The sequence below is a fragment of the Methanosarcina sp. 2.H.A.1B.4 genome, from assembly GCF_000979385.1.
Lineage (GTDB): Archaea > Halobacteriota > Methanosarcinia > Methanosarcinales > Methanosarcinaceae > Methanosarcina.
This window is the reverse complement of sequence record NZ_JJOV01000054.1, coordinates 1-25,428: the sequence shown is the minus strand read 5'-3', so window position 1 is coordinate 25,428 and position 25,428 is coordinate 1. Positions and strand designations below refer to the sequence as shown.

Sequence of the window (25,428 nt, the reverse complement as noted above, 5' to 3'; positions counted from 1 at the left end):
GGATGGAAAAGGACAGGAATTCGTTTATTTTAAGGTTATTATCGACCCTTTTTGTAATTCTTGCCATTAATTTTTTCCTTCCGAGGATGATGCCCGGAGACCCGTTTTCAACCACCTCCGCAGATGAAGTAGGGGAAGAAATTATCGTAATGACAGAAGAGCAGCGGCTTTATTACCTGAACTATTACGGACTTGACAGGCCGCTTTATGAACAGTTTTTAGTATACATGAAAAATCTGATTACGGGCGACCTGGGCAGGAGCATTTATTACAAAATGCCGGTCAGTGATGTAATAATGCTCCATCTCCCCTGGACTGTGCTGATTGTCGTTGGCGCAACAGTGATCAGTACAATCTCCGGTGTGGTTCTCGGAACACTTTCGGCAATGAACCGGAAAAAGGGGAGTGACAGAATTATGATGATGGGTATGATTGCCTTTGCAGAAATTCCCTCATTTCTGCTCGGCCTGATCCTTCTTCTGATTTTTAGCGTATATCTCAGGCTTTTCCCGCTTGCAGGTGCTGTAACCCCCTTCGCAGATTATACTGGTCCGGCAGAACAGGCATGGGATATACTGTACCATGCCTTTTTGCCTGTTGTGACTCTATCACTTTCACAGTTGACCGGTGTGTACCTGCTCACCAGAAATACCCTGATTACAGTGACCACAAAGGATTATATCAGGACTGCCCGGGCCAAAGGGCTGGGGGAAAATACCGTATGGATCCGGCATGCTCTCCGAAATGCACTGCTTCCGGTAGTAACAAGAACAGGTTTTATGATCGGCATAATGATGGGTGGGGTTGTGCTTGTTGAGAGTGTTTTTTCTTATCCCGGCATAGGGATGACACTCCGAAGTGCTGTAGTCGGCCGGGATTATCCTCTTATCCAGGGCATTCTCCTGGTAATTGCAGTTTCCATACTTATCTGCAACCTGCTGGTTGACAAAATATACGGGAAACTTGACCCGAGAGTTGGGATATGATGAGAGTGGGGATATGATAAAGGATATTGCTGCCTCTGGAAATGCCGGTATACTCTCTTTTATTCAGGCTTTGAATATTAATAAAATTAATCAAATTGTCAGCAGTATAGCCAGGAAATTTTCTAAATTTAGTACTATAGTTAAGCCATTCTCCAGGTTCAGTACCGAAGGCAAAATTGGTGTCCTTGGTATTCTCTGTATCATTTTAATGGCAGTTTTTGCTCCCATGATAACAATTTATCCTCCTCAGAAGATCACAGGGGATTCCCTTGAACCTCCGGGACCAGGACACATACTCGGAACCGATGAACTTGGTATGGATATCTGGTCACAGATATGTTACGGGGCAAGAATGAGCCTTACAATAGGGCTTGCAGTAGCCTTTGCGGCAGGTTTTGGAGGAGGAGCTCTCGGAATACTGGCCGGATATATGGGAGGGCACATTGACCAGGGCCTGATGAGAATAATCGATGTGACAATGGCCCTTCCAGGTTTTCCTCTTCTGATTGTAATATCCGCTTTTCTCGGACCGAGTATTCTTAACGTAATCTTTGTACTTGTTCTTTTCAGCTGGGCAAAACCCGCACGCATTGCACGTTCCCAGACGCTGTCATTAAAGAAGAACAACTACATTGTTGCTGCCAGGAATTACGGTGCAAAGCCATTTTACCTGCTCTGGAGGCATATATTTCCTGAAGTTATGCCTGTTCTGCTTGTGCTTGTTATCGGAATATCCTCCCACGCAATCATAGCTGAAGCCGGCCTTGCCTTTCTGGGCCTTGGGGACCCCACTTCCAAGAGCTGGGGGATGATGCTTAATCATGCAACCGGGTTTCGTTCGATATATTTTACGCCTTACTGGCAATGGTGGCTCTTGCCTCCGTTGTTTATGCTCATTTTCCTCCTGCTCTGTCTTGCGTTCATAAGCAGGGATATGGAAAGGATACTTGATCCGAAATTAAAGATAAAGAAAGGGTTCTGACCATGAGTCTGCTTAAAATCAATGATCTTAAATGTCACTATCTAACCGACATTAATACTGTTAAGGCTGTTGACGGCATTTCTTTTGAAATTGAAGAAGGAGAAATTCTTGGCATCGTCGGAGAATCCGGAAGCGGCAAGACAACGGTTGCCCTCGGGATCATGGGGCTTTTACCGGAAAATACAGTCTTTTCCGGTGAAATTCTTTACAGAGATGAGCTAATCTCTTCTCTACCTGAATCCGGGATGGACAAATTCAGATGGAAGGATATCGCAATAGTTTTTCAAAACGGCCTGGAGGTTATGAATCCTGTTATGAAAGTAGGCGTTCAGGTAACGGAACCGATGATCAGGCATCTTGGTTTCAGCCCTGAAAAAGCCAGGAGTAAATGTGCTGATCTCTTCCGGACTGTCGGCCTTGATCCGAAATGGATGGATTCATATCCGCATCAGCTCTCAGGGGGTATGAGGCAGAGGGTTCTTCTGGCAATGGCTCTTTCATGCGATCCGAAATTACTGATTCTTGATGAAGTTACTTCTGCCCTTGACGCATTTACCCGAAAGGAGATCAGGGATCTTCTGGTTGACCTTCAGAAGAAGAACGGTTATACGATGTTAATGATCTCTCATGATATCACTTTTGTGTCTTCTGTGGCGTCCAGGATTGCTGTTATGTATTCAGGAAGGGTTGTTGAAACCGGACCTGTAAGGGATATTCTCGTATCTCCCCGTCACCCCTATACAAGGGGGCTTGTCCATTCGACGCCGGATATTTTCGTTTATAAAGATTTATGGGGAATTCCCGGGGACGTGCCGGCAGGGGACGAGTTTAAGGGATGTCCTTTCAGCCCGAGATGTACGCAAAAAATCGATATTTGCAATAAAACTTCTCCGGTCCTGATGCCTGTAGGAGGTGGGAGGGAAATTGCGTGTCATAGAGGTGGCATAGCAAGCCTTCTGGAAGCAAAGAACCTGAATTTCAGCTATCGTCTTCCAGATGGAGAATATCTCCAGGCGGTTGATAATGTTAATCTGGAAGTAAGAGAAGGAGAGGTTCTTGCAATTGTTGGTCAGACCGGTTCGGGCAAGTCAACCCTTGCACATATCCTTGCAAACGTAATAAGGCCCGAATCTGGAGACGTATTGTTTATGGACGGAAATATCAGTGGGGAAAATTATGGAAACAGGTTCAACGGCATTCAGATAGTATTTCAGGACCCGTTCAGTTCGACCAGCAACAGGTTTACCGTGCTTGATGCAATCAAAGAGCCTCTTTATATCAATAAGATCGGGTCCAATGGGGATAGGCTGCAAATGGTTAAAAATGCCCTTGAACTTGTTCGTCTTCCCACTAATGATAATTTCCTCGGAAAATATTGCGGTGAACTCAGCGGTGGGCAGAGGCAGAGGGTTGCACTTGCCAGAGCAATGGTTATGGAGCCAAAACTTCTTATTGCCGATGAGATAACTTCGGCCCTGGATGTTTCAACCTCTGCAAATGTATTGCGTCTTTTAAAGGGCCTTCAGAACAGGAGAGGGTTTGCAATGATATATATTTCACATGATCTCTCTATGACACTGAAGATTGCTGACAGAATAGCCGTTATGAATTCCGGAAAGATTGTAGAGATGGGGAATTCCCACGATGTGATGCTTTCACCTTCTGATGAGTATACAAAAAGGCTGGTGGGTTCAAGAATAGGACTGTGCTGTCATAATCATTAAGCCCTATGGATCTTGTTTTTACAATTCATATATCTGCACTGTTTATTTTTTGTCAATGAAAGGTGAGTTTCTGATATGTGATTTTCTGATATGTGAATTTCTGATAATTGTTCAAAAATCCCGTTTTGAAGGTTTTGTTTAGTTTGAAGGTTTGTTTAGTTTGAAGGTTTTGTTTAGTTTGAAGGTTTTGTTTAGTTTGAAGGTTTTGTTTAATATGAGTGCAATAATTATTAAAGAGCTAACAAAAAAATTCGGGGAATTTACTGCTGTAGACAGCGTCTCATTTTCGGTTGAGCCCGGAGAGCTTTTCGGACTTTTAGGCCCTAATGGTGCGGGAAAGACGACTATTCTCAATATGCTGACTATTCTTCTTCTTCCTACGGCAGGTGATGCTGAAATTGCAGGATATGACCTTAGGAGAGATCCTGGTGAGATCAGGAATAGTATCGGAATAATATTTCAGGATCCTTCGCTCGATATAGGACTTACCGGGAGGGAAAAATCTTGAATTTCACGATAAATTAAGGAAGGATGCCTATGACTTCAATCGTAGGAGGAATTCCGTCAACTTCAAAATGCTCTGTGGCATATTCGTATCCATCTGCTCTACTCAAAATATTGCAATATTTATGATTAATTCCCTGCCCTATTCTAACACTGTCTTTATTTTTAATATCAAAATACCCTGTTTTTCTACAAGCTACAGCACCAAAAAGAATTCCTTTGTATTTTCCTTTCGGAACAACCGCTTTAACAATATCTCCTGTTTGGAACCCAAAGAAACTCTTTTGTCTACTCAGATACCCTCTAGGAAATCCGTACTTATCAAGATTGGTTCTGCAATGTGATCCTCTGCCTTTTGCTTTGATGTGAAGTACTGAATTTGTTTTGAATATTATTTTATCTGGTGTTGAAGCACCAACACAAATTGCATCAAAATGATGATCTTTGGGTAGATTCAACCTGATTCTATTCATCTTCGTTTTTGCACCTGTCCCACATTCGACTTCAAGTCCCTTTTCTGTGAGTGTGTTGTAGACTTTCCATCGTGTAGCAGTTACGAGTGTAGCATCCCTCAGTGGTATTCTTGCTTGTTTTTGAATCTCAGGATACCCGAATTCTTCTGCTGTCATGGTTCCTTTTGCTTCATTGCAAGTCCTGCAGGCTAATGTCAAATTAGAAACTCTGCTCGTTCCATGTCTTGCTTTTGGTGTGATGTGTTCTATTTCAAGTGGAACATTTTCTGCTCCGCAATATGCGCATTTTCTCCCCCATTTTTCAAGCAAATATTCCCTAACTTCGTATCCCTGAAGTTCTCCCTGCTGATATTCAACACCTGAAATTTCAGGATTTTGCATTAGCTGGGTATCAAATTTGGCATTTTCATACGAAATATGAGTCAAAGGACATAACTTTTGCAGTTTAGCAACCCAATTTTGGATGTTGTCTACCCTGCTTTGCAGGGATGGAGGAAGCCAACCTTCTTTTCGTTTTCTGTTGTTGAATCTGGGTTTTCTATACCTGGTTTTTCGATTCTGATGGTCTGCGCCAGCAGTTATTTCTTCCGGAGGGCGGAGACTATATAAATGTTAGGATTTAAGCAGTTGAACAAAAATAAGAGCATGAAACACCAAACTGTCTAAAGCATATTATTCATGGCAAGCTCTCAGATACCTGGTTTTACGTCTCAAGTGCGTAACTAGAATAAGGAAAACCTGACTGAAAAGAAAAACACTGCCTATTATAAAAACTCCTGAATTAGGTTTCTGACCCTTATTTCAAAGTAAGGAAATACATTATTTTTTAACTAACTATTATATATTTAGGTATTATTTTATATTTAGCAAATAAATCTGATGAATATTTCATGAATATTTCATGAACCCCATTCAAGAACAAAAATCAACAGGAGCTATTCAAATGCAGTACAGCATGGGTATTGACGCAGGCGGGACATACACCGATTCGATCATCATCCGGGATTCCGATGGCAAGGTGATGGACTCGAACAAAGCTCTTACGACCTATCCAGACCTTCTTGCAGGAATTAAAAACTCCATTGATGGGCTGGATGAAAAATACTTAAAAGATGTGAAAATGGTATCAGTCTCTACAACTCTTGCTACAAACACAATTCTTGAACAAAATGGCTATCCTGTAGGTTTAATCCTTGTAGGGGATTACGAGATCCCGGAAAAAATGAATGCTGAGTTTTATACCGTGGTAAAAGGAGGGCACGACCACCACGGAGCTGAACTGTTTTCTCTTGATATGGAAGCAGTTGAGGCTTTTGTCGGAAAGGTAAAAGACCAGGTCTCGGCTTTTGCAGTTTCTTCATACTTTAGTATCCGGAACCCTGCACATGAGCTGGCAATCAAAACCCGCATTCAGGAACTTACGGGATTTCCTGTTGTGTGCGGGCACGAGCTTTCCCTTGACCTCGGAGCGTATGAAAGAGGGGTTACAGCCTACCTGAACGCTCAGCTAATCCCGATTGCAAGTCAGTTTATCCGTTCGATCCGGGAAGAGATCACACGCAGGGGAATGAACTCCAGGCTGCTCATGCTCAAATGCGACGGTTCTGTAGTGGGCATCAATGAAGCCCTTGAAAAGCCCATAGAATCGATCTTTTCAGGCCCTGCTGCAAGCCTTGTAGGGGCAGCTCACCTTTCAGGGCTCGGGACCTGTGCAGTCATAGATGTGGGCGGGACGAGTACGGATGTTTCCATGCTTGAAAACGGGCTTCCTGAACTCTGCTCGGAAGGGGCTGTGGTTGGGGGCTGGCAGACCAAAGTCAAGGCTATCCGTATGGAGACCTCGGCAATGGGAGGGGACAGCCACGTCTGGGTAAAGAGTATGAAAATCAATATAGGTCCAAGGAGAGTAATTCCACTCTGCGTTGCAGCTGTCAAATACCCTGGCTTTCTTGAAGTCCTGAGAAAAGGAAGAATCCCCGGAAACATGCACCTTGAAGAGAATGTGCAGCCCACAAAGTTTTTCATAAGGACAGGGGCAGAGGCTTCAAATCTTGGAAGTTTCGAGCAGGAACTATTTGACAGTATAGGAGATACCCCAACTTCACTTAACGATATCTTCTGGGAGACCCGGAAAACTCTGTCCCCCGGACTGCTTGATTCCCTGATAAGAAAACGCCTTATCCAGGCAATTGGCTTTACCCCGACTGACGCCCTGCATGTGCTTGGAGAATACCGGAGCTGGGATGTGGAAGCCTCAATTGCTGGGGCAAAACTTCTCGAACGCTACACTCAAACAGACTATATTGAACTCTGCAAGCGCATAAAAAGGGATGTTGCAAAAAACATGGCATTAAACCTGATGTCTTTTGTCTTAAAAGACGTCTCCTCCCAGGAAATTGAAAAAATTATTCTTTCCGATAGGTTTGCACAGTTCAGGATGAAGATACCTGTCGTGCTTATAGGAGGGCCCGTAGTCGCCTATACCGGGGAACTAAAACAGATTCTTGATGCTGACATTATAGTCCCTCAGTACTCGGAAGTAGGAAATGCCGTCGGAGCTGTTGTCGGAAAGGGCATAAAAAGGATTGAAATCCTTATCCAGAGTACCTATTCAAAAGATCGAAAAAGGCTTGTCCTCCTCTTTTCCACTCAGGGCAGGGTAACCTTCGGGAGCTATCCGGAAGCCCTGGAATATGCAGAATCCCTCGGAAGAAAACTTGTAATGGAATACATGACCGAGGCTGGTCTTGACAAAGGGCAGGTCCAGATTGAGATGAGTAGAAAAGATATTTCCCTGAGTGCGGCAGGCTCAATGCCCGTAGAATCAAAACTTGTTTTTGTCGGAGTCGGGATGCCGAAAGTCTGAGTTCCGGACAGTCTGAGTTCCGGACAGTCTCCGGAACATTTATATTTTCCCGCAATAATGCAGATATTGTGTCTTGGATTACAGTGATTCAAAAGTAAAGATAAAAATACAGATGAATAGAAGCTTTGAGTTTGGAACTGTTCTTAATCTCAAGATTTGCTTTTGAGCTCGAAATTTATTCTTTAGCTACTCGTTTAGGATTCTGATTCTAAGAAATAGTTTCAGGAGGAAACTAACTGGAATTAAGGTATTTCCTTGATTTGAGCAGGAAGCTATGGAATGAAAAATAAAATGACTTACGAATATACAAAAATGACTTACGAATGACTCAGAGATTAAATCATAAACGGGATCACAAAATGGCACCTTATGAGTGATCCGTAGATATTTAATATGTGTAACAGGAGTTAAAAAATGGCATACAGTCTAGGCATCGATGCAGGCGGGACATATACCGATTCCATATTACTCAGGAACTCGGATGGAAAGGTTGTCGACTCAAACAAGGCACTCACAACATATCCCGACCTTCTTGAAGGAATTACTAATTCTATTGACGGGCTTGACCAGGAAAAGCTGAAGCTTGTAACCATGGTTTCGGTTTCCACAACCCTTGCAACAAATACCATCCTTGAAAAGACAGGATATCCTGTAGGGCTTGTCCTTGTAGGAGATTATGAAATCCCTGCGGATTCTGAAATTGAAAACTGCATAATGGTGCAGGGAGGACACAACAGCTACGGAGATGAGGTCGCAGCCCTCGACCTTTCCACAGTTGAAAGCTTTGTACTGAGGCTAAAGGGCAAGGTCTCGGCGTTTGCAGTCTCTTCATATTTCAGCGTCCGCAACCCTGAGCATGAACTGCGCATAAAAGCCCTGATCCAGGAACTTACAGGGCTTCCTGTTGTCTGCGGGCATGAACTTGCTCAGTCCCTGGGAGCCTATGAAAGAGGGGTTACAGCTTACCTGAATGCTCAGCTCCTGCCCGTAGCAGAGGGTTTCCTGAAGACCGTCGTAGGCGAGATCGAAAGGAGAGGGCTTGAATCCAGAATTGCAATGCTCCGCTGTGACGGGTCTGTCGTAAGCATGCACGAAGCCATGAAAAAGCCCATAGAATCGGTCTTTTCCGGGCCTGCTGCAAGTCTTCTTGGGTCTTCCTACCTCTCAGGGCATGAGACTTGTGCTGTTATCGATGTTGGAGGGACAAGCACGGATGTCTCCCTTATCCATAAAGGACTTCCTTACCTCAGTGAAACCGGAGCTATTGTAGGAGGCTGGCAGACAAAAGTAAGGGCACTCAGGATGGAGACCTCGGCAATGGGAGGGGACAGCCATATCTGGGTCCAGGGCAGCAGGACAAACATAGGACCTCGAAGGGTTATTCCGCTCTGCAGGGCTGCTGTCCTCTACCCTTCGTTCATGAATACCCTGAAAAAGCGCTGGATTCCTGACAGGCTGAAAATGAATGAGCATATCCAGGCAACAAAATTCTTTGTAAGGACAAAACAAAAAGCTGTTGACCTGAGTCGGGAGGAAGAGGAGCTCCTTGCCCTTATAAGAAATGAACCGCTTTCCCTTAAAGACGTCTACTGGGACAGAAATATCCTTCCTTCTAAAAAAGTAATGGACTCCCTGATCCAGAAGCGGCTTGTCCAGGTTATTGGCTTTACCCCAACTGATGCTTTGCATGTCTTGGGGGAATATGCTGAATGGAATTCCGAAGCCTCGGAAATAGGGGCTACGCTGCTTGCAAACTTCACAGGAACCAGTAGGCAGGAGTTCTGTATAAACGTGAAGCAGCTTTTTGCCAGGAATATGGCAAGAGATCTTCTTTCCTTCCTTATGGAAGGAGTTGACAGGAATGAGATTGAGAAAATGCTCGAAGGCAAATTTTTCTCCCGCTTTAAGGTAGATATTCCTGTAGTACTTCTGGGAGGGCCGGTCAGAGCGTATGTGGATAACCTGAAAAACCTGGTTGATGCCGAAATAATTGTCCCGGAATACTCCGATGTAGGAAATGCGGTGGGAGCTCTTGTGGGAAAAGGGACAAAACGCGTTGAAATCATAGTCCGTACAACTTACAGTGAATCAAAGTATGACCTGAGGACAAAAGGGGTTTTTGTCTACACTCCTGTGGGAAGAAGGCATTTCGTCATAAGAAGTGAGGCTCTCGAGTTCGCTGAGGAGTTCGGAAGAAAGCTTGTTCTTGACTACATGGCTGAATCAGGGCTTTCTCCGGACCAGGTCACAATCACTGTAGAAAAGAAGGACATAAAGGTTCATACAGGCGATATTCCCCTTGAGACCAGGTTTATTTTCGAAGGAACCTCAAACTCAGATGTTTACGAGAAAGCGGTATCCGAGCATAAATAATTTTTACAAAGTTTTGATGAACCTTAAGGATAGACATGATCTCAGGACTGCAACTATGCAGAAGTGACTTCCATAGCTGATAATTGGACGTGAAAAGAGGGGAAAGTTCATAAATCTCCTGTACATTTGGAACATGAAATATTGGTTATACGCCTAATCCTAATAGTTCACCTGATACTGCAGAAAAATTTTAAATCATTTATAAATACTTTATTTGTGTATTGGTTGCCCAAACAATGGAAAATCGCACAACAGATGTATGAAATATAGATACTTAAAGGAGTTAACATGATCCCTAGAAAAGCATTTTTGACAAAAGGTACCGGGGTCCATAAGGACAGATTAGCATCTTTTGAACTCGCACTGAGGGCTGCAAAAATAGAAAAATACAATCTTGTGAGCGTCTCAAGTATTCTTCCTCCTAACTGTAAACTCGTACCTAAAGAAGAAGGCGTCTCAGAATTGAGACCCGGTGCCATTGTCCATTGTGTTCTTGCGAGGAACGATACTAACGAGCCGCACCGCCTGATGGCATCAGCCATAGGAACTGCTGTACCTGTGAATGAGGATAACTACGGCTACATTTCAGAACACCACTCGTTTGGAGAAGAAGAAGTAATTGCCGGGGAATATGCTGAAGATCTGGCCGCAACGATGCTGGCAACAACTCTCGGCATAGAGTTTGATGCGGAGATGGCCTGGCATGAGAGAGAACAGGTGTACAAGGCAAGCGGACACATTTTTGATACCTTCCATATGTGCCAGACCGCAAAAGGAGACAAGGACGGAAATTGGACTACAGTAGTGGCTGCTATGGTCTTTGTTACAAGTAAATGTTGAAAAACCCACAAGAAGATGAATATTAAAGAAGATGAATATTAAAAGAAATTTAAGAAAATAAATTTAGAAGAAATTAAGGATATAGAGTTAAAAATACTCTGTAGAGTTAAAAATACTCTGTTTTTAAAAAAGGATAAGGGGAAGAAAATCAAAGCTTCCCCGGTCTAAAGGGCATGTAAGGCTGGAAGAATCTTGCCCACATGTCCCTGAAATATTTTTCTGAAGCTCCTGGCCGGATTGGAGTGCTGTAACCAATAAGTGCAGCACCTGCAAGGATGAAGAGGCCCCCCTCAATTGTGTCTGGTTGCACAGTTTCTCCAAGGAGTATGCAGCAGAAACATATACTGCTCATCGGTTCAAGCATCCGAGAATATAGCTTTAATATATTGTTCCTTTGCCTCATCAAAGCGCTCAAGCTTGAAGAGGAACAGGCTGTAGTTGTAGCGGGTGTTAATGTCTTCGGGATCCAGTTCCAGGGCTTCTTGGTACATGGCTTCAGCCTGCCGGAACATTCCTAGCCGTTTCAACAGGTTGGCGTAATTGCAGAGCGTAGAGACGTGGCATGGGTCTATTTCAAGGGTCTTTTTGTACTGGATTTCAGCTTCATGATACCGCCCAAGCTCAAAAAGGAGCTGCCCGTAATTAGCCCTGGTATCCGCATCCTCGGGTTTCAACTTGAGGATAAGCCTGTACTGCATTGTCGCCTCCTCAGTCCGGCCGGATTCCGAGAGCAGGTTGCCGTAGTTGCAGAGAGCACTTATGTGACCGGGGCTTACCTTCAAAACCTCTTTATAATGAACTTCAGCTTCCTCAACCTTTCCTTCCTCCTTGAGGAAATTGGCGTAATTATAGTTGGCTGACACGTGCTCCGGCACCTGTTCAAGCACCTGTACGAAATGTTCTTCGGCTTCCTTTTTCCGCCCCAGTTCGGCAAGGAGGTTGGCATAGTTGCAGCGGGTGTTTGCATTTCCAGGGTCCAGTTCAAGCACTGTCCTGAACTCGCGTTCCGCTTCCTGCAGTTTCCCGAGCTCAAAAAAGAGATTTCCATAGTTGCAGTGGGTGCTGACATGCCCCGGCTCAAGTTCAAGAGCCCTCTTGTACCGGCTCTCTGCTTCAAGTTTCCGTCCAAGCTCGGCAAGGATAATTCCCTGGTTGCAGAGCGAGTTGACGTGTCCGGGATCAAGTTTCAGGGCTTCATCGAATTCCTAAAGAGCATTTTCCTTCCTCCCCATGAAATACGCAAGCACACCAGAAAGGAAATAAGCCTCAACCCGCTGTCCCCCTTCTCCCAGGAGGGCGCAGGCTTTCATGAACACGTATTCTTCCCTGAACATCCCCTTTGAGTCACATATCTTTGCGATGTTCAGGAGATAATCGGGAGAAATCCCGTTTTTCCTTGAAAACTGGACTGCAAATTCAACTCCTGCACCGGGTTCGTCCTCATTTTTCCTGACCGATTCCACAACGTCAAAAACAAGCTTATTGATCATGTCAAGGTCCATAAAAATCAATTCCCTCAAAAATAATTCCCTGAGAAAAAGCTTCAGCTTCCTCCTTATTTATCCACGGTTTTCAGCCGATAAATACTTTATTATATAATTCGGACTCAAGGAAAGAGTTTTCAAAAAAGTTGTCCTGAAATGCAGTATATTTTTCCGAGAAATCAAAAGAAGAAGAGGGAGAAGAATCGAGAAGTAAAAAAGAAGAAGTTAAAGAAGAAGTTAAAGAAGAAGTTAAAGAAGAAGTTAAAGAAGAAGTTAAAGAAGGAAAGAAGAAGCTGATTTTGAAAAGGGATAAAGGGGAAGAAAATCAAAGCTTCCCCGGTCTAAGAGGCATGTAAGGCTGGAAGAACCTTGCCCACATGTTCCTGAAATATGTTTCTGAAGCTCCTGGCCGGATCGGACCGTAACCAATAAGTGTGGCACCTGCAAGGATGAAGAGGCAGCCCCCAATTGTGTTTGGCTGCACAGGCTCTCCAAAGAGCATGCAGCAGAAACCGATACTGCTCACCGGCTCAAGCAGGGAGAGCACAGCTGCAGTCTGTGCCTTTATATGCACCACTCCTCTAAAGTACAGAATGGAGGCAAAAGCTGTAGCTATAACGCCTAAAGGTACCAGCAAATTCAGGTTTTCGAGCAGGATCGGTGCTGATACAGAGACCCCGAAAGGCAGGAGCAGTACGAGGCTTATTGCTGTTGACCAGAACATCTGTTCGACAGCCGAATAGGTTTCCTTCAGGTAGTTTATGGTCATGATCGAACAGCCGTAAGAAAGCCCGGAAAGCAGCCCAAAAAGGACTCCTATGATGTAGTTTCCATTTTCGGAACCTGGAATCCCGTAAAGAGTTGAAGGATTGACAGCAAGCAGTATACCCGAGATAGACAGGATAAGTGCAAGCATATCCCTAAAAGTTACTTGCTCTTTAAGGAGTAAAGGAGAGAGCAGGGTAACATATATTGGCGCTGTGTACAGGAGAAGCACAGCTACAGGAATGCCGGTATATTTGATTGAGGAAAAGTACGCAAACATCGTTACTGTGTTAAGAACTCCAAGTAAAAACATATAGAATTTTTTATGCTTCAGTCCAACTTTCTTTATCCCTCCAGATACCACAAGATACCCCAGAATGACCGCAAATCCGAAAAATAGCCGGTAAAACAGGATAGAACCTGCGTCCATACCTCTTATCTCTTTTACAAATATGCCTATCATCCCAAAAAGGATACAGGACGTGATAACTGCTGCAAATGGTTTGTTATTTTCTTTAATTGTTAGGGGCATGATTGCAAGATAAATATTAGATCCGGGATATATAACTATTTGAAAATAATTAATTATGATGGATTATTAAAGTTAAGATAGTTAAAAGAGGGTTACGGCAAGCAAATCAATGGAAAAATTATAAAGTAGAACGAGGGTAATTAAAAAGTAGAACAAGGGTAATTAAAAAGTAGAACAAGGGTAATTAAAAAGTAGAACAAGGGTAATTAAAAAGTAGAACAAGAGTAATTAAAAAGTAGAACAAGGGTAAACGAAAGAAAGAACGAAAGAACGAAATAAAGTCAAATTAAAAAAATATCTTTAACAGATTGAACAAATTAACCTGTGTCTTCACTTACTCTACAAAATAAATCATTTCATTGGGAGTGCGGGTCAGTTCGTTGCTTTCAATTCCTGATTGAATAAGTTTCTCTACTCTATCCCAGGTGTTTTTGCGGGTTGTTTTAATCCCCAGTACCCTTGATGTCTGGATAATCAGGTCTTCCATAGGGGTTGAGTACTGGTTGTTAAGGACAAAACGGACAGCCTCTTTTATTTCCTCATCGCAGATCCATTCAATCTTTGCATATGCATCAGCATCACGCCTGCGCAGGAGATATTCAGGTTCCGAGAGTGGCCAGTAAAATTCTCCTCTTGCCAGGATTTTTCCCGAATTTTCAGCCGATGACATGGAGTCAAGTACTCTCTGTTTGATTTTGCCGAGCATGCGGGAGAGTCCTGTATGGGATTTTATCCTCTGGAGTATTTCCTCTGAGTGAATAGGACCTTCGCATTCCACAATTCTTATAATTGCCTCCTCGATCTGCTCATCGGAAACTTCAGAAAAGTCTCCAGACTGCGGAAGTCTGGAGGAGAGGCAGGTTTTGTAGGGAGACACAAGAGCCTCCAGAGAATTCCCTTTCCCGGACAGTTTTTCATCTCCGTCTTTCATATTCTCGGGAGCATGAGGTTCGATGATTCCGGGATCTTTAGTCTCAAGCCCTGATTCTAAATCGGGTTTTGGTTCAGCTTCTGGATCGCTGCCGTACCCAGTTTCAGATTTAATTTCATATTTAACTTTAAGTTCAGATTCAGGCCCTGTTTCAGGTTCTATAGAGGGCTCCGGCTCAAAAGCGCCTTCAAGAACAGGTTTATCAAGAACAGGTTTAAGTCCTGATTTGATGCCGGGTTTTACTCCATATTCGGTGTCAGATCCAGCTCTAACTCCAGGTCCTGTTTCGAGTTCAGGTTCTATTTCAGTTTCGAGTTCTATTTCAGGTTCGAGTTCTATTTCAGGTTCGAGTTCTATTTCAGGTTCAGGACCTATTTCGGGTTCAGAACTCCATTCCGAATCGGGATAATCGTCGTCTTCAGGATCTTCAGGTTCAAAGAAGCCTCCTGAGCCGTAGATGTAAGCAAACTCGTTAATCTTTCTGCTTTTTCGTTTCTTTTCCGGACCTGCACTGAAATCGATCTCCGGGTAAGCCTGGAAGAAGTTTATTCTTTCAGATTCAGGCTCAGGAATGGGATCTGATCCTCCGTCAATATCCGTTTCGAAATTAGAGCGTGGGTCAACACTGAATTTAAGAAGCTTTGATTTCTTTAACCTTCTGACAGGTTCCTTTCTGGAGTTTTCGTCAGCGAGAGTAGCCATGGACTCGGCTTTTAAAGTCATTTCAGGAAGGAAGTCCGGCCCTGAATAGGTTGAAAATCCTCCTTCAAGCGTGGGGAAAGCAGCAGTAAAGGATTCTTCATCTTCTGCTTCGTCTTCATACTCCACCTCGTCTTCCAGTTCCTCTTCATCTGCTTCTTTTACTTCCTCTTCGTCTGCTTTTTCTTTTTCTTCATATGCCGCTTCAAAGGAAATCTGTGCAATAGACTTCTTTTCAGGTGAATCTTCGACCAGGTGCTCTATTTCAGATGAGTTTCCCGAAAGAAACTCGACTTCAGGGGAAACTTTTGTCGGGGATGCCGTTTCAAAGGGTCTTATTTCAGGCTCGTTAAAGTTTTTTACAGGCTCTTTAAAGGCTTTGCTTTCTAAAGGTGAAAACAGGCTTGCAGCAGGAACGGCTTTTACCTCATAAGTTCCGGCTATCTCATAAGTTGTGGCGATCTCATTAGTTTTGGCGGATTTTGCCCAGGCGGGAGGTTCGTTTATTATCACAACTTCGGGTTCAGGTTCGGATTTTGCCTGCAATTTTGCCTGTTTAACAGCTGCCTTTACGGTATCAAGCAGTTTTTCCCTGCACTCTTTTGGATGGAGGTACCAGTCCGTAGACCAGACCCTGTAGATTTTCCAGCCCAGCCCTCCGAGAACCTGCTGGCGCAGGCGGTCCCGGTCTCTTGCAACAGGAGAAGAATGGTAGCTTGCCCCATCACACTCGATCCCGAGCACGTACCTGCCCGGATGGCGGGGGTCAGGGACTGCAAGATCGAGCCTGTAGCCGGCACATCCTATCTGCCTGTGCACCTCACACCCGTTTTCAGTCAGGAAATCGGAGACCGCTTCTTCGAAAGGAGAATCAAGCTCCTGCCTGCCGCATGAAGGAGCCGGAAGGGTGCCGCTTTCAGCAAACTCAAGGAAGACTTTGAGGGCTTTGAGCCCGAAAGAGGAGTTTTCGTCAAGGGACAGGTCTCTTGAAGTAAAGTTGGAAAAGACAACGCACTTTTCCCTTGCCCTTGTGATAAGCACATTCAGGCGCCTTTCTCCTCCTTCCCGGTTAAGGGGGCCGAAGTTCAGGGAAAGTTTCCTGTTATTATCAAAACCGAAACCCACACTCAGAAGAATGACATCCCTCTCGTCGCCCTGGATGGTTTCGAGGTTCTTTACGAAGAAGTGTTCGCCCCTATCATTCCCTGAGTTAAGGTCAACGCCCGGGTTTGCTTTCAGGAGAACTTCGATCTCTTCTAGGATAGCCTCCTGCTGTTTTACATTGAAGGTGCCGACCCCCAGGCTTTTTCCAGGATACTTCTGGAAATGCTCGAACACTGCCCTGGCAACGGCTCTTGCCTCGATCCTGTTGGCTCCACTCTTGCCCCTGTCATAAGCCGCATCAGGGAGGTGAATGAACTTCAGCCCCAGGCTTTCATCTTTCTGCATTGGAGAGGGGTAAACATAGAGGCGGTTGTCGTAAAACTCCTGGTTTGAAATCGCAATAAGGGACTCATGCCGGCTCCTGTAGTGCCAGCGCAGTGTCTTTACCGGGAAGCTGCGCTTGCAGACATTCAGGATGCTTTCCATGTCCCCTGCGGAAGCATAGTCATCAGGCTCGCTATCAGGGGAATCGACAACAGTATCGAAGAAGTCGGTTGGAGGAAGCTGTTTTGAGTCTCCCATTACCACTACCTGTTTTCCGCGCAGGAGTGCGCCGACAGCATCTTCCGGCCTGACCTGGCTTGCCTCGTCAAAGATAATCACATCAAACCTTGTACTCCTCGGGTCCAGGTACTGCGCAATGGAAAGCGGGCTCATCAGGAAGCAGGGCTTTATTTTCTGTACAAGGCTGCCCGCCTTTTTCATAAGGGTACGTATAGGCATGTGCCCGCGTTTGCGGTTGAATTCGTTGAGCAGAATTCCGGCTTCGGAAGCTCTTGATGCTCCCGAGGTCAGCCTGGGGGCCTGCTCATAAGCAGAACAGACAATTCTCTTCCTATTCTCAAGCAGGACTTTTTTGTCAAGCTCGGTGAACTTGCTTATCTTGCCTTCATGAAGTTCCCTGATAAAAGCAGAGAGTTCCGGCTTTTCCCTGAAAGCCCTGTGCAGCATGCTTTCGGCATAGTTTCCCTCAAAAGCCGGGATCAGGTCTTCTGATTCTATTTTTCCGGCTTCTATGTCCTCCATCATGGGAGAAGCAAGCGTTTCAAGGCAAGCCTGCCTGTATCCAAGGTACTGGCTCCAGAACACGAGGGAAGAAGTCTCATCTTTCCATCTGGTTACACGGGACTTTAACTGGCTGAGCTTTACAGCTTCCATATCGTTTCCGAACATTTTCCCGAAATCTGCTCCTACAAGGGAGCCGAGTTCTTCCAGGGAGGAAACAAAAACCTGTTTTGCTGTCAGGACGTCGTTTATAGCGGACTCAAGAGCTGTTGCATTAATCCCGCCTTCTACCAGCCTGAATGATCTGTCAGTTAGAGTACCTTGCTTGAGATGCCTGCGGAAGGGGATCATCCACCTGCAGTGTTCTTCCAGGGAGGCGGGGTCGCTTTCAAGGCCCTTCCAGTACTCCCAGAAGAACTTTTTGCCAGTTATCTCAGCACCCTCAAGCTCCAGCCTGTGAGCCTTACACTCGGAAACGCAGGCGAGGTCGAGAAGGATTTTGCTGTCTTTTGAAGGCGCCCCTGAGATATAGCAGGCTGAAATCTCCTTTTTTAGTTTCCTGTACCTGGAATTTAAAATGCCGAACAACTTGCCGGATACTTCCTTAAACCCGGAGGGGTCAAAGTCAAAAACTGACAGGTGAAAAGTCCTGTCCACAAAGGTTTTCAGTTCCCGGTACTGCCTTATTTTTGAGACCAGGGCTTCAGCTTCGGATATTGAAGCCTCGGAGTCCCATTCAGGGTTCTGGAGTATTTTTTCAGGCAGGGGTTTTGATTTGCTTATCAGTTTTGCAGCTTCGGTTATGCCTGCAATATCTTGAAGTGTTTGGGGTTTTGAGGTTGCAGAGAGGTCGTTAAGGGTTTTTATTGACTTCTCAAGGTTTTCAAAAGCAAAAGTGCATTCATCTGCAATAGACCCGATTTCCCCCAGGTCAGAAGGCAGAATAAGCCCGGGCTCGCAGCCATACCAGGGATTCTTCCTGACAGGCCCGAGAGCAGGAAGCACCTGCCCCATTTTTTCCAGAACAGATTCAGCTTCCATCCAGGCTTTGGGTTCCCACGTATCAGAGCCCTGAAACTTAAAATGGGGTATTTTCAGGCCCTTTGACTCAAAGTAAATCCGGGTCTTTTCCTTTACCCCGTAAAGTGCATAGAGACTGGGATAGATATTTCCTGCCGGTTCCCTGAGTGTCTCTGCATACCCGTTGAGTTCCTGTTTAAGCTTTTCAAGTTCGTTAAGATCTCTCTCAGCGCTGATAGCAGGAGGAGCAGCCCGGTTAAGGGCTTTTTCCAGTTCCTCAAGCACGGCTTTTTTTCTGGTCTGGTGGCTGTGGACCTCGAGGCAGAGCTCTCCCAGCCCCGAATTATCAAGCCTGTTCTTTACAACCTGAAGGGCAGCCATCTTTTCGCTCACAAAGAGCACGCTTTTGCCCTGGGCAAGCAGTTCTGCAATTGTGTTTGCAATGGTCTGGGACTTTCCTGTGCCAGGCGGCCCTTCCACAACAAGGTTTTTTCCGGCTTTCACATCCTCAACGACTGCAATCTGCGAGGAGTCGGCATCCATTATATGGTAGGTATCTTTTGCCGAAAGCTTCAGGTCGACCTCCTCTTCCCGAAAGCCCTGAATCTCGCACTCAGAATCTTCAGGGTTGAAGACCTTCTGGATCAGTGGATGCTCTGCAGGAGACATGTCCTCAGGCCAGGTTGCAGGTTCCAGGTCTTTGTACATGACAAATTTCCTGAAGTTGAAAAGGTCAAGGCAGACTTCCGGAATGATCTTCCAGTCCGTTTTATCCAGGATTGCTCCGAGCACTGTCCTGAAGTATTCCTGTATCCCGAAAGCCTCCTCAGGCATTTCAAACTCAGGGACCTCGATCCCGAAATCTTTCATCTTTGCCTGAAGGGTAATAGAAGTGAAAATCTCGTCCCCGGTCCACTGGATGCTGAAGTTCCTGCCTTTTCCCATCCTTTTGAGTTCGACCGGGACCAGAACAAGTGGAGCCCTCGGGTTCTTTACCGAAGACTTGTTCTCACTCCACTGCAGAAAGCCCATTGCAAGATAGAGAACAGGATAACCCTGCTCTTCAAAAATAGAATTTGCCTGGTTATAAACGTAAAAAAGTTTCCGATCAAGAGTTTCGCTGTCGTCGGGGGTCTCAAGAAACGGTTCGAAACGGGAGTTATGGGGTTTATTCTTTTCTTCGGAAACAGGGATTTTTCCTATTGTTTTCAGAAGCTTGCTTTCATTTTCCGCATCATCATCTTCCCCATTTCCCCCATTTCCCCCATTTTCATTTTTCCCTCTTTTTCTGGGCCTGGTCTTTGCTGCCCTGAACTTCATTGATTTTTCCTGGAGAACAAAAAGGTCATAGACCTCCTCCGGGGTTCTGCCCGTAATTGAGATTGTCCTTCTCAGGGAAGGACGGTAATTGAGAAGGTTATTACGAAGAGATAGATCAAGCAAGTTTTGCCTTAGTGTTTCCAGTTCCTTAACTATGTCTACCATAAAATACCAGGTCCTTTTCAAATAAATCAATAAAATATATTTCTGATACAGATAAGAACACAGGATTTTTAATAAATTTTATAATGTTTTGCCGGAAAATAAGACTTCTGGACAGGGAGGAATTCTACTAAAAAGAAAACGAACTCCTCTTAAAGTCTCTTCAGGCTCTGAAATAATTCAATTCCGTAAATATGCTACTGTACAACATTAGTCACAGAGTATAAAATGTTTTTCTAAGAGGGTGTCTTAATATTAAATAATCCTTGTACCTTGATTATGGACCCGGATATTTTTAATTCGTCCGCTTGAGCGAGCTGAGCTCACTGCTAAAACCCATAGATTAGCCCTCTTAAGCGCAGCGAAAAGGGCAGCGTACTGCAGAGTCGCAACTCTGCTGGAACGGACCGCATACTGTTGCGATTACATCGCAACTCCCTGAAAATCTTCTATTTTCTGTGATCTCGAGGCGCGATTCGAGAGAGGCGAATTTTACCTTAGGCCTTGCTTTCTTTTTCCAGGCTCATAAGGAGAGAGCTTGCAAGAATAAGGACGCATCCGAGCAGGGTGGTCCTGGATACCGGGTCGTTTAAGATTAGATAGGCAAAAAAGATAGCACTTACGGGCTCAAGCAGGGAGATTATGCTCGCATTCTGGGCTTTTACATGCTCAAGCCCTGTGAAATAGAGAATGGAGCCGAGGGAGGTTATCATTACCCCGAGGAAGAGAAGGACAGGCAGGTTCTCAAGCAGGGCTGAGGGAGATATTTGCAGCATAAAGGGAAAAAGGATCACAAGGGTCACGCCTGTTGAGATAAAAAGCTGTTCCATGCCTGAATATTCGTCTCTGAGGTAACGGGAGGTTAAAATAATGCAGGCATAGAAAAAACCTGAGAAAAGTCCCATCAGCACACCGTAGAGATATCCTGATCCGGCTTCTGCCGTACCGGAAACAAGACTCTCCGGACCCACAACCACCACCACCCCTATAAGGGAGAGCGCAAGAGCAGCAAGGTTTTTTGTGCTGATTTTTTCTTTAAGGATGACAGGGGCAATCAGCAGGACATAAAGAGGAGCCGTATAAAGCAAAAGTACAGACATCGAGACGTTCGTAAAGTTTACAGCCGTGTAATAGGAAAGCATGACTCCGGCGTGCCAGGCCCCGAGCAACAAAAGGGCTTTTCTTTTTCCCCTTAGCTGTATCCCGGAGAGCTGTCCCGTGGCTGCCAGATAAACTGCAAGGGCAAGAAAACCTAAAAGGAGCTGGTAAAAAACAACAGGACCTGCAGCCATGTTTTTTATGTACAGGAAAAATATTCCTGCAAACCCATAGATGACTGATGCGGCAACTACCTGGGCACTTGCTTTTATATGCTTTGGCTCCATGATCTCTGCAAATAAGGGGTCTGCTTAAATAATACTTTCCCGAGCACACTGAAGATATTCCGGGACACCCACGACGATTACAAGGCGTACAGGGGAATCTATATGAAATTCTGCATATCTGGGGGGAGCGGGTGCATCATATCTTAATATCGCACAATTTTCTGGCAGGATGTGTCAGTCTTCCTGCATTCTTCCCTTTTCACTTCTTCTTCCCTTTTTCCCGATTCTTTTCCTCAAAAACCCGCTCAGCAAACTTTTTCGGCCTCAGTCTGAGTAACTTTATTCTTCACGCCAAGTACCCTTACAACAACCATGCTGATCTCAAAAAAGATTATCATGGGCACTGCAACCATGACCTGGCTGAGTATGTCAGGAGGGGTAATTACAGCTCCTATCACCAGGAAGACGATATAAATATGCTTGCGGTAGGTCACAAGGGTACTGTACTGTATAAAGCCGTTCCTGGTCAGGAAGGTGAGTACTATAGGAAGTTCGAATATCAGCCCGAAAAGAGCTGTGCCTGCAGCTGCAAACGAAATGAACTTGAAGATCGAGTAGGTAGCAGTTACCCCTGAACCTGCTGCGTTCAGGTAAAGATAGTCCAGAAAGAGGGGAAGCATGAAGAAGTAAGCATACGAAGCCCCGAGGGCAAACATTACGAGAGCAGCCGCACTCAGGAGTACAAACTGGTTTTTTCCGACCTGTATCGGATTTCTGATCGAAAAACGCCTCGATACAGCCCGGTAAGCATAGAATGCAATCACAGGAATGGCAAAGAGCAGCCCTACTATAAATGAGAGCTTGAGCTTCAGCATCATTACTTCAAGAGGGGATATGTACACCAGCTTTGCACCCTCAGGCAGGAGGTCCTCTTTCATTCTCTCAATCAGCGGACCTGTAAACTGGAACGAAAGAGCAACGCCTGCAAAAAGGACTGCAGCAACTACAATCAATTTCTTTCGCAGGGTCAGCAGGATTACACTTAAGTTTTCAATTGCTTCAGACATATGGAGTACCTATCCGGCAAATAAAATGAACTGGTTATCATTCAGGAACTTACTATTCCGTTATATGTTTTTTATGTTTGGGATAGAAAATGCAAGATTCCAGATCAAAGCATAATATTTCAAGCTTTGTGTTTTTAGACAATATTAAACACGGCAACGGATCATGGGGATATCCGAATAAATACTGTAAATATTGATGACGGGGATCATGGGGATATCTGAATAAATACTGTAAATATTGATGACGGGGATCATGGGGATATCCGAATAAATACTGTAAATATTGATGACGGTAAATATATATCATGGATATATGGTTTTAGAGTATCCCTACTTCAGAATATCCAGAGCATGCGGGATATCATCGAGGTCTGGGATATAAGTGTAATCAGATGTTCCGATATTAATATATTTATTAAAATGCAGTGTAAGACAGAGAAAACATATCGCAAACTCAACAGAAAAATAGATAATACAGATAAAAACCATGACCTCTCATAATACCGGAAACCAGCTCCCTGATACAGGAAACAAAATTAACGGAAACGCTTGTTCTTCCGGAGTTCCCGGGGATATAGAAGAACCCCTTATGGCTCACCTGTATGAGTTCAGGAACCGGCTTGCTGTAGTCTTTGTCTGGCTCTTTCTGGCTATGCTGGTCGCATACCCCTTCTCTGAAAAAGGGATGATGCTTGTCTGGAAAGAATTCATAAGCTCGGGACTGGATATGGCAGTATATTCGCCTCTTGAATGGATCTTTGCCCGCCTCAAGCTCTGCCTGGTCTTTGCACTTGCAGTATCAATTCCGCAATTATTCTATCAGCTCTACAGGTTTGCAGGGAAAGGGCTTTATCCGCATGAGAAGCGCTTTTTCTTGAAAGTTGTCCCTGTATCTTTCCTCCTGTTTATCCTGGGAGCTGCCCTGGGCTACTTCATTGTCCTGCCTGTGATGTTCAGGTACGTTATCTTTTACTCAGGGGATGTGGCTTCAGCCCAGCTTTCCGTGCAAAACACCTTCTCAGCCGTGACCACAATACTTGCAGGCTTCGGAATTGTGTTCCAGGCTCCCCTTCTTGTAATATTTGCCGTGAAAATGGGGCTTGTAAAGTATCAAACCCTCAAGAAACAGCGTATACTGGTCTATAGCGCAATTGTAACGCTATCCCTATTCCTTTCGCCGGACCCGACTTTCATTGCCCAGATATTGGTCGCGCTTCTGCTTGTAGTCCTCTTTGAGTTCAGCCTGCTACTGGTCAGGTTGTTTTAAGGCAAGTTTGGGAATTTAACGTAGTCTGTCAGGTCAAAAAAGCATAAATATAAAAAATAAACAGACAGTTGATTCCGCGTAAAACCTGCCTTCCCTGCTTGTTGCAAGAATTTTTATATTTGATCGTCGATAATAGCCGACAATGATAGGTTCCACTGAAGTGCTTGCAATCCTGATCGCTGCGCTTTTTCTCTTTGGGCCAAGGAAGCTCCCCGAACTTGCCCGGTCTCTCGGAAGTGCGGTAGGAGAATTCAAGAAAGCACAGAGAGCCGCTGAACTGGAGCTCACGACCTTCGATTCATATACCCGGAAAACAGAATCTGGGGCTGTTTCCGGGGTAAAAGAGGACGAAAAGGATATAAAATATGAAGCCCCGAAAACTAAAATCGGGACAGACCAGAGCCTTAAAAATTCACTGGAAGCCAGATCTTCCATTCCAGATATAGAAAATCACGAAGCTTCCGGTACCAATGGAAAAATCCTGGAATAATAAAGCTTACTGTATATGGGTTCAAAGCTTCAGTTATTGATTAGAAACAAAAATAGCATGAGTTCTTAAGAGTTAACATAATAAACAAGTAAATATACAACTAAATAAATAACTAATTTAATAAATAAATACATAAATAACTAAATAACTAAATAACTAAATATATAAAAATACGACAAATAATAAATATAAAATAAAAGGTTTATATAGTAGAAGTAAATCCTCATTCTCTGCTAAACAGCAGTTTTTCAGAATAATTTTTGTTCTACTAAAAGTATTATAATCTACTTAATTTACTGATAAACTTAAAAACACCAGAAAAAAGGTAAAGATTCGAGGTATAGATATGTTTGGCGGGGTAGGTCCCACAGAACTGATACTTATATTAGCAGTAGTTATGCTCCTGTTTGGGGCAAGCAAACTCCCTGAACTTGCACGGTCCATGGGAAGTTCGGTGGGAGAATTCAAAAAAGCCCAGAAAGAATCCGAACAGAACCTGAAGGATTTTGAGAAATCCTTAAAGGAACCCGTAGCTCCAAAGACCAAGGTACAGGAAACTGCTGAGAAGCTTGGGCTTGACATAAAAGGCAAGACTGACGACCAGCTGCTTGAAGAGATCCAGAGATCCGCAGAGAAGCCAAAAGAGGTCTCAGAACCCTGAAAGCGCCCGAAAAGTAAAATTTTCTTTTTTCATATTATTTCATTTTTTAATTTTATTTCTCGGAATTTCTTTTTATTGTCGTTCTAACTATGTGGTATCTATAAGGCATCCGTGTTAAAGATCAAAGGTAATCCGGAGGTCCCCTGTGACAGAGTTGATCAGTGAAGTTGATAGAGATGATAACTTTCTTGGACTGCGCCCGAGGGAGGACTTTTACTCGGGAAATCACGTCCACAGGGCCTCCCATCTAATCCTGCTGAATCCAGAAAACAAAATGCTTATCCAGAAAAGGGCATCTCAAAAGAAATGGTATCCGAACCGTTACACATACTCCGTAAGCGGTACTGTCGCAGACGAGTCCTACGAAGCCTGCATTGCGCGGGAGATGCTTGAGGAAATAGGAATCTCAGTCCCTTTCGGAAAATTGTTCAAAATTCCCTGCATCTTCGAAAACAAAGGAGCCTACCATACGGTATTTTCAGGCAGATGTTCGGAAGAAACAGCAAGCCTTATCCGGCATGACCCTGAGGAAGCCGTTTCAGTTGAGTGGGTGGAACTTGAAGACCTGCACAGGGCTGTTAAAATCGAACCTGGCAAATATACACCTTCCCTGAGGGCAGGGATAATAAAAATCTTTGAAGAAGGGTGCGGAAAATACCTTTTCTGACATTTAAGAGGACTAAAAAAGGAGTGACGGCTCCCGCCAATGAATTGGCAGGCATCTAAGGGATTGCACCTATGCTATACCGCCCTAGAGCAAATAATGTTTGTCTCGCCAACACCGTTCA

Annotated in this window: 20 protein-coding genes; 12 read left to right on the top strand and 8 right to left on the bottom strand. The window is 44.5% G+C overall.

From position 1 onward, the window contains the following. Positions 1 to 2 precede the first annotated feature (2 nt). The 4 genes from EO92_RS08735 (at position 3) to EO92_RS08720 (ending at position 4,200) form a co-directional block, all read left to right on the top strand. The gene (locus tag EO92_RS08735; RefSeq protein WP_048170934.1) at positions 3 to 986 is read left to right on the top strand and encodes an ABC transporter permease; all 984 of its coding nucleotides are present in this window, start codon (positions 3 to 5) and stop codon (positions 984 to 986) included. A 13-nt stretch (positions 987 to 999) separates the two neighbouring features. Further along, complete coding sequence (locus EO92_RS08730) at positions 1,000 to 1,968, top strand: ABC transporter permease (RefSeq protein WP_048170961.1); 969 nt, start codon at positions 1,000 to 1,002, stop codon at positions 1,966 to 1,968. Between the two features lie 2 nt (positions 1,969 to 1,970). Then, a complete protein-coding gene (locus tag EO92_RS08725; RefSeq protein ID WP_048170931.1) occupies positions 1,971 to 3,692 on the top strand; it encodes an ABC transporter ATP-binding protein in 1,722 nt (573 codons plus the stop codon). Between the two features lie 214 nt (positions 3,693 to 3,906). Next, a complete protein-coding gene (locus EO92_RS08720; protein WP_048170930.1) occupies positions 3,907 to 4,200 on the top strand; it encodes an ATP-binding cassette domain-containing protein in 294 nt (97 codons plus the stop codon). Between the two features lie 13 nt (positions 4,201 to 4,213). Here EO92_RS08720 and iscB read toward each other — a convergent pair whose 3' ends face one another. After that, positions 4,214 to 5,251, bottom strand: a complete 1,038-nt coding sequence (gene iscB, locus EO92_RS08715) for an RNA-guided endonuclease IscB (protein ID WP_082107996.1) — start codon at positions 5,249 to 5,251, stop codon at positions 4,214 to 4,216. Between the two features lie 361 nt (positions 5,252 to 5,612). Here iscB and EO92_RS08710 point away from each other — a divergent pair, with 361 nt between their 5' ends. The 3 genes from EO92_RS08710 (at position 5,613) to EO92_RS08700 (ending at position 10,748) form a co-directional block, all read left to right on the top strand. Continuing rightward, on the top strand, positions 5,613 to 7,535 hold the full coding sequence (locus EO92_RS08710; RefSeq protein WP_048170928.1) for a hydantoinase/oxoprolinase N-terminal domain-containing protein: 1,923 nt from the start codon (positions 5,613 to 5,615) through the stop codon (positions 7,533 to 7,535). Positions 7,536 to 7,949: 414 nt separating this feature from the next. Next, positions 7,950 to 9,908, top strand: a complete 1,959-nt coding sequence (locus tag EO92_RS08705) for a hydantoinase/oxoprolinase N-terminal domain-containing protein (RefSeq protein ID WP_048170926.1) — start codon at positions 7,950 to 7,952, stop codon at positions 9,906 to 9,908. A 288-nt stretch (positions 9,909 to 10,196) separates the two neighbouring features. Continuing rightward, positions 10,197 to 10,748, top strand: a complete 552-nt coding sequence (locus EO92_RS08700; RefSeq protein WP_048134946.1) for a pyruvoyl-dependent arginine decarboxylase — start codon at positions 10,197 to 10,199, stop codon at positions 10,746 to 10,748. A gap of 148 nt (positions 10,749 to 10,896) precedes the next feature. Here EO92_RS08700 and EO92_RS08695 read toward each other — a convergent pair whose 3' ends face one another. The 3 genes from EO92_RS08695 to EO92_RS18505 all read right to left on the bottom strand — a co-directional run bounded on the left by EO92_RS08695 (position 10,897) and on the right by EO92_RS18505 (position 12,268). Continuing rightward, positions 10,897 to 11,058: a hypothetical protein gene (locus tag EO92_RS08695; protein ID WP_200896756.1), complete on the bottom strand. Its 162-nt coding sequence runs from the start codon at positions 11,056 to 11,058 to the stop codon at positions 10,897 to 10,899. Between the two features lie 46 nt (positions 11,059 to 11,104). Next, complete coding sequence (locus EO92_RS18515; RefSeq protein ID WP_255350339.1) at positions 11,105 to 11,890, bottom strand: lipopolysaccharide assembly protein LapB; 786 nt, start codon at positions 11,888 to 11,890, stop codon at positions 11,105 to 11,107. Positions 11,891 to 11,953: 63 nt separating this feature from the next. After that, a complete protein-coding gene (locus EO92_RS18505) occupies positions 11,954 to 12,268 on the bottom strand; it encodes a hypothetical protein (RefSeq protein ID WP_235283261.1) in 315 nt (104 codons plus the stop codon). 120 nt (positions 12,269 to 12,388) lie between these two features. Between EO92_RS18505 and EO92_RS17685 the strand changes: the two genes are divergently transcribed. Beyond that, on the top strand, positions 12,389 to 12,529 hold the full coding sequence (locus tag EO92_RS17685) for a hypothetical protein (protein WP_156165769.1): 141 nt from the start codon (positions 12,389 to 12,391) through the stop codon (positions 12,527 to 12,529). A 28-nt stretch (positions 12,530 to 12,557) separates the two neighbouring features. Here the strand turns inward: EO92_RS17685 and EO92_RS08685 are convergent, their stop codons facing one another. The 4 genes from EO92_RS08685 to tatC (EO92_RS08670) form a co-directional block, all read right to left on the bottom strand. Beyond that, the gene (locus EO92_RS08685; RefSeq protein WP_048170923.1) at positions 12,558 to 13,529 is read right to left on the bottom strand and encodes a DMT family transporter; all 972 of its coding nucleotides are present in this window, start codon (positions 13,527 to 13,529) and stop codon (positions 12,558 to 12,560) included. A 334-nt stretch (positions 13,530 to 13,863) separates the two neighbouring features. Then, on the bottom strand, positions 13,864 to 19,833 hold the full coding sequence (locus tag EO92_RS08680; protein ID WP_048170957.1) for a DUF3320 domain-containing protein: 5,970 nt from the start codon (positions 19,831 to 19,833) through the stop codon (positions 13,864 to 13,866). A 494-nt stretch (positions 19,834 to 20,327) separates the two neighbouring features. Next, the gene (locus EO92_RS17110) at positions 20,328 to 21,215 is read right to left on the bottom strand and encodes a DMT family transporter (protein ID WP_082107994.1); all 888 of its coding nucleotides are present in this window, start codon (positions 21,213 to 21,215) and stop codon (positions 20,328 to 20,330) included. Between the two features lie 245 nt (positions 21,216 to 21,460). Beyond that, positions 21,461 to 22,222 (bottom strand): Sec-independent protein translocase TatC, encoded by a 762-nt coding sequence (tatC, locus tag EO92_RS08670; RefSeq protein ID WP_048170921.1) that lies wholly within the window; start codon positions 22,220 to 22,222, stop codon positions 21,461 to 21,463. A gap of 487 nt (positions 22,223 to 22,709) precedes the next feature. Between tatC (EO92_RS08670) and tatC (EO92_RS08665) the strand changes: the two genes are divergently transcribed. From tatC (EO92_RS08665) to EO92_RS08650, 4 genes are all read left to right on the top strand, one after another. After that, complete coding sequence (gene tatC / locus EO92_RS08665) at positions 22,710 to 23,489, top strand: twin-arginine translocase subunit TatC (RefSeq protein WP_048170920.1); 780 nt, start codon at positions 22,710 to 22,712, stop codon at positions 23,487 to 23,489. Between the two features lie 142 nt (positions 23,490 to 23,631). Continuing rightward, entirely contained in the window at positions 23,632 to 23,979 is a 348-nt protein-coding gene (locus tag EO92_RS18805; RefSeq protein ID WP_048170918.1) for a twin-arginine translocase TatA/TatE family subunit, read from the top strand. A gap of 346 nt (positions 23,980 to 24,325) precedes the next feature. Beyond that, positions 24,326 to 24,640, top strand: coding sequence for a twin-arginine translocase TatA/TatE family subunit (locus EO92_RS08655; protein ID WP_048131740.1), 315 nt, complete (start codon positions 24,326 to 24,328; stop codon positions 24,638 to 24,640). 145 nt (positions 24,641 to 24,785) lie between these two features. Further along, positions 24,786 to 25,307 (top strand): Nudix hydrolase, encoded by a 522-nt coding sequence (locus EO92_RS08650; RefSeq protein WP_235283260.1) that lies wholly within the window; start codon positions 24,786 to 24,788, stop codon positions 25,305 to 25,307. Positions 25,308 to 25,428 lie beyond the last annotated feature (121 nt).